The following is a 4,736-nucleotide window of genomic DNA, read 5'->3' as shown; positions in this document are numbered from 1 at the left end:
CACCTCACTTTTACGCTCACCACGCTTTACTGCATCAATCGCTTTGCGACGAAGGTCATAACTGTAGGGGGCTGACATTGGCACTCCTAAACGCTTATCTATCTCTAAAATAACGTCCTAACGTGCTCCCGTAGAGCTATACTGAATAACTTCCAGTTTGAAGTCCTGATCGAATTGACGCAGTGGGCTGACTCAAAATCAAACGTTGAAGCTTAACGACAGCAAACAACCGTTAAGGCGTAACCAAGATCTCTGTTCCGTTCATTGCTCCACAGTGTTAGCCTGCTAGCAACTGCTAGCTACGACTTTTCCAGTATCCAGCGATAAACTGCATCCTCAACAGCATTGATGAATGCCTGTGCTAATTCAGTCCGTTACTCTGCATAATACTGAGTATGAATCATACTCATCTTGCGCTCTGCGGTTGCCATCGTTTGGGAATCTGCAATGCCATCTGAGACGAGATGAAAATAGGTAACTTATAACCATTCATTTCAGGCATTTGAATATGGAGCAAAATCAAATCGGGAACCAATCCTTGAACGCCGATCAATGCCGTTGACCCGTTAGTAACGCAGCGCACCTCATACCCTTGCTGATTCAGCATGGCAGGGAGAAATCGAAGACTATCTAGCGCATCATCAACGATCAGAATATCTCCCTTGACGGTTGAGCACACACATCAGCTCAACAGCGATGAATAGTTGAAAATTGGTCACTGAAGTGCTGCTGTTGCCTCAATCTCAACCAACGTCTCTGGAGAGGCAAGTGAGGAAACACCGATGCCAGTAACAGCAGGGCGTGATTCTGCCAGAAATTGCGCGACGATGGGTGCGATAGTTCCCATAAGGTCTCCAAGCTCACCCCGAACATAGATGCGAAGGCTAAGCAAATTCTCGACAGAGCTTCCTGCTGCGTCCAGGACGACCGTTAGGTTATTGAGCACGTTTGAGAGTTGCCCCTCGACGGTATGGCATGAGACTTGGTAGTCCGCGTCCCAGTCAACCTGACCAGAAATGTAAACGATACCCGATGCGGTATCAACAACAGCATGGGACATTCCATGTGGTTTTCCATCATAGAGTTGTGGTGGATTAACAAGTTGTTTTCTCATTGTGTCTAAGTTCTTTTTCTACCGATCTGGAGTGTAACCAGTTCTAATGCTCGGTTTCTTTCAGATTCTTAGGGCAGTTTGTTAGATTCTTATGGTGTTAGCATCGTGTTAGCGAACTTGCTTAGGTGTCATTCCAGTGATTCGCTTAAACTGTTGTGTTAAGTGGCTTTGGCTGGAAAAGCCGACTTGTAGGGCAAGGTCTGCGATCGCCAAATTTGTTCTCTTCAACATCAATTTCGCCTTCTCTACTCGCTGCTGAATCCCGTCCTGATGGGGCGAAATTCCCATTGCCTGTTTGAATAAACTTGCGAAATAAGTGGGGCTAATATTGATTACGTCTGCAACCTCAGCCAGTGACAAATCTCGATCGAGGTGGGTTTGGATATAATCGATCGCTTGTTGCAACTGGGTATGAGTTAAGCTTTTATTCTCAAGCGTAATGATTTGTGTAACCTCAGAATAGTGTCGCAAGAGATGAATCGTTAACGCTTGAGTCAAGGATTCGATATATAATCGCCCCATCATGCCATCTGAGCGCAATTCAGCTAAAAGCAGCATGGCGATATGCTGAAGATTCAAATCCTGCTTGACGAAGTGATTTGTGAGATCGACCCGCTTTGTATCTATTTCAGACGCTTGAGCAACTTGTCTAACCAGTTCCGCTGTAAGTGAATATGCAGGTCTGTCTGGGATGAGTGACTTTTTGAACAACGCCAGTAGATTGGTTTTCCAGCAGGAACTAAAAAGCTGTCTCCCGTCTGAAAAATTGTTTCATGCGGGCGATCGTCTGACTTCCAATGAAAATGTGTAGGATGTTGCAGGGGTAAGACCAGCCAATGATTTGACAGGGCAGGAAGTTCTTTTTCTTCTGTTTCACCCGGAGTTGTAGGATATTGATGCTGCTCAACCAAAATGCCGTTCCAGCCCATTAATCAAGCATCAGCAACACTCATCAGCTAAACATCGTGGCATAGTCGCCTGCAAACTCCTCAAAACTGCCCGGTTTTTTCCGATTGCATCCTGCACACCAGAGGCGATTAGCGCAGAGCCCAACTCCGAAGGAACCGCCGTTGCTTCGTTGCGTCGATAATGCGCGTAGTCCTTAAGCAGCCCGTCTGCCTGCCAGACAGGGAATCCAATCTTCAGCAACGTTTCACGCATGGCTTCTAGTGGGATATCAACCGGGACAGAGTGCAAAGTCCGCTCGGTCTGTGAAGCACGTGGTTAATCCGCTCCTTGTGAACTACGGAAGCGAACAGATCTCCATGCTTTGAATCAGTCCATGCTCAATGGTGAAACGATGTCCCACACGCTCATCGGCAAGGATCGTTCCAGCCAAGTCGCGTACTACCTGATACACCTCAACTACAATACGTCCGGCATCCTCCGGGTGGAAGATCGTCGGCTCCACATGCGGGTCGATCTCGCTCCATTGCTCCGTCCAATAAGCGCGGACTTCCTCCGATCCACGAACAAATCCACCCTTGAACGCTCTCGGCCAAGCTACGTCGGGAGTCATAAGGGCAAGGGCGGCATCGATGTCTCGCGCGTTGAAGCCGGCGTAAGCTGCGTGCAGCAGCTCAATTTCTGGTACAGGTTGATTTGACATAAAGTAGATGGTTGAAGACGAGAAACAGTGTCTAACTATCGTAGATCAGGTGCTATCTCCCTGAAGTGTAATGAGTTTCAACGCTCTACTTCTTTCAGATTCTTACAGTGATTTGTCGATTTTTATAGTGTTAGCGAATCTGTTTCGATATCATTCCAATAAATTGCTTAAAAAGTACTAGACAGTGATTCCGCCATCAACGCTCAACCCAGAATAAGGACGAATCCCCAGAAAAGAAGCTGTGTTAACGATCGCACCGCCGCCAGATTTGAGTGTGACTTCTGTCATGGAAGCAGATTCGGGAAAAACACCCGCGTTGTTGAAGCCAATGTCTGACCTGCCGAACGATTCCAGGTTTTTTGCTACCATTGCGCCAACATCAGCTTCGATTGAGACATCCGCTTGGACGAAAAGTCCTTTACCACCCGCTTGCTCAATTAGCGCAATGGATTCTGCGCCCTCACCTTCTCGTCGTCCAACAACAACGCTGGCTCCTTCTTGGGCAAAGGCAAGAGCAGTGGCGCGTCCAATACCAGAGATGCCGCCGGTAATGAGAACTACTTTGTCGGTAAATGCTTCATCAGGTTATGGCAACAAACTGTTATGGCGCTCGTGTGGATGAGAAAGTGAATCTGTAATGAGTCATAACTAATGTGCTTTCTCAAGATGCAGAGTGAACCAGAAATTTAATGAGCAATTGATTGACCTCTGTCGGTCGTTCTTGCTGAATCCAATGTCCCGCATTGGGCAGCAATACCTGTTTTCTCAAGTTCGGCATTGTTGTTTCTAGCTGGTTGATCAGATCTTGATTCATCATCACGGCTGCATCAAACTCTCCCCCAATAAACAAAGCAGGTTGTTGCAGCTTTGCGCCACTCAGAAAGGACGTGAGTTCCCAATCTCTATCCAGGTTGCGATAGCGAGCCAGCCCACCTCGAAATCCGGTTCGCTCAAACTCTTGGGTGAGAAAATCAAGGTCCTGCTCACTCAACCAGCTTGGTAGCTGCTCCGGTTCAGCCATACTGTCCAAAAATGTTTCTGATTTGTCGAATAGAAACCGCCACCGTTTTTTGGCAGGTGCATCCCCAGAAGCGGAATAGAGCATCCTGCGAAGCGATCGACGAACGTTATCTTCTAGTTCTGCCTCTACTTTGCCCAGTTCCTGAAAATACAACACATAGAGCTGTTGTTTACCCGCCATCCGTTTTAGTATTTCTGTTGGAGGGCTACTGTCCCAGGTTCTGGCACGATAAGGGACACTTAGCAGGGCGATCGCCTTGAACAAATCTGGGCGCAATAATGCACAATGCCAAGCTAAAGGTGCTCCTTGGTCATGCCCGACAATCATCGCTTGTTCGTGATCCAGTGCATGAACAAGCCCAACGATATCGCTCGTAAGCTGAAGAATGTTGTATGCCTCAACGGACTTTGGTTGATCGGTTTGTCCGTAACCCCGCAGATCTGGCGCAACAACATGAAATCCAGCTTCTGCAATTGCACCAATTTGATGCCGCCAAGCGTACCAGCACTCCGGAAACCCGTGACACAGGATGACAAGATCGCCTCGACCTTGTTCAGCAATATGCATTTTGATGCCGTTTGTCTCAATGAAGCGATGATTTATGGCTTGCATCATTTTCCTCCTATGTCATCCAGTTAACCTGAAACAGGTAAAGCTTTTCCCTGCAACACCGCTAAATCTTCCGCATCCAGTCCTGTTGGGGTACCGCTGTAAATCAGCTCAGCAAACTCTTCATTAGGCACCATCACTGTCAGAGTATACAGACGGCTTTTCCTATGTTTCCAATGATATGAGTGCCGCGCAACGAGATGGGTAGCGATTCGGTATCTTCGAACAGAGTCTCTGGCTCAGACTGCTGAACAATCAGACTTTGTCATTAACTAATACCAATTCTCTAAAGTCCGGCTACAGATAGAGCATCTAAAATAGACTGCCGCCCCACAATTGAGGCAACCACTTCTGGTGTTAGTGCGCCGAGTTGTTCTTTCACC

At 47.5% G+C, this 4,736-nt stretch carries 9 protein-coding genes and 1 pseudogene; 1 reads left to right on the top strand and 9 read right to left on the bottom strand.

Annotation, left to right across the window (positions count from 1 at the left end; translation table 11 throughout):
- Positions 1–406: 406 nt before the first annotated feature.
- The 7 genes from H6G00_RS18760 to H6G00_RS18735 all read right to left on the bottom strand — a co-directional run bounded on the left by H6G00_RS18760 (position 407) and on the right by H6G00_RS18735 (position 3,254).
- Positions 407–679, bottom strand: coding sequence for a response regulator (locus tag H6G00_RS18760; RefSeq protein WP_190797909.1), 273 nt, complete (start codon positions 677–679; stop codon positions 407–409).
- A gap of 36 nt (positions 680–715) precedes the next feature.
- Positions 716–1,114, bottom strand: coding sequence for a RidA family protein (locus tag H6G00_RS18755; RefSeq protein ID WP_190797908.1), 399 nt, complete (start codon positions 1,112–1,114; stop codon positions 716–718).
- A gap of 108 nt (positions 1,115–1,222) precedes the next feature.
- On the bottom strand, positions 1,223–1,693 hold the full coding sequence (locus H6G00_RS35555) for an AraC family transcriptional regulator (RefSeq protein WP_242042364.1): 471 nt from the start codon (positions 1,691–1,693) through the stop codon (positions 1,223–1,225).
- 44 nt (positions 1,694–1,737) lie between these two features.
- Entirely contained in the window at positions 1,738–2,043 is a 306-nt protein-coding gene (locus H6G00_RS35550; protein ID WP_242042363.1) for a hypothetical protein, read from the bottom strand.
- 10 nt (positions 2,044–2,053) lie between these two features.
- On the bottom strand, positions 2,054–2,275 hold the full coding sequence (locus tag H6G00_RS18745; RefSeq protein ID WP_242042362.1) for a hypothetical protein: 222 nt from the start codon (positions 2,273–2,275) through the stop codon (positions 2,054–2,056).
- An 82-nt stretch (positions 2,276–2,357) separates the two neighbouring features.
- The gene (locus H6G00_RS18740) at positions 2,358–2,723 is read right to left on the bottom strand and encodes a nuclear transport factor 2 family protein (RefSeq protein WP_190797907.1); all 366 of its coding nucleotides are present in this window, start codon (positions 2,721–2,723) and stop codon (positions 2,358–2,360) included.
- Between the two features lie 177 nt (positions 2,724–2,900).
- Positions 2,901–3,254 carry an SDR family oxidoreductase gene (locus H6G00_RS18735; protein WP_347278201.1) on the bottom strand — a complete coding sequence of 118 codons (354 nt, stop codon included), beginning with the start codon at positions 3,252–3,254 and terminating at the stop codon, positions 2,901–2,903.
- Between H6G00_RS18735 and H6G00_RS35545 the strand changes: the two genes are divergently transcribed.
- Entirely contained in the window at positions 3,169–3,345 is a 177-nt protein-coding gene (locus tag H6G00_RS35545) for a hypothetical protein (protein WP_242042361.1), read from the top strand. The genes H6G00_RS18735 and H6G00_RS35545 overlap by 86 nt on opposite strands.
- A gap of 39 nt (positions 3,346–3,384) precedes the next feature.
- Here the strand turns inward: H6G00_RS35545 and H6G00_RS18730 are convergent, their stop codons facing one another.
- Together H6G00_RS18730 and H6G00_RS36720 are read right to left on the bottom strand one after the other, a co-directional pair.
- Complete coding sequence (locus H6G00_RS18730; protein ID WP_190797906.1) at positions 3,385–4,356, bottom strand: alpha/beta hydrolase; 972 nt, start codon at positions 4,354–4,356, stop codon at positions 3,385–3,387.
- Between the two features lie 23 nt (positions 4,357–4,379).
- A pseudogene (locus tag H6G00_RS36720) lies at positions 4,380–4,567 on the bottom strand (hypothetical protein); the annotation flags it as partial.
- Between the last annotated feature and the right edge of the window lie 169 nt (positions 4,568–4,736).

Origin of the sequence: Leptolyngbya sp. FACHB-541 (assembly GCF_014695875.1) — a bacterium.
Lineage (GTDB): Bacteria > Cyanobacteriota > Cyanobacteriia > Elainellales > Elainellaceae > JAAUTN01.
This window is presented reverse-complemented; position numbering and strand designations above follow the sequence as displayed.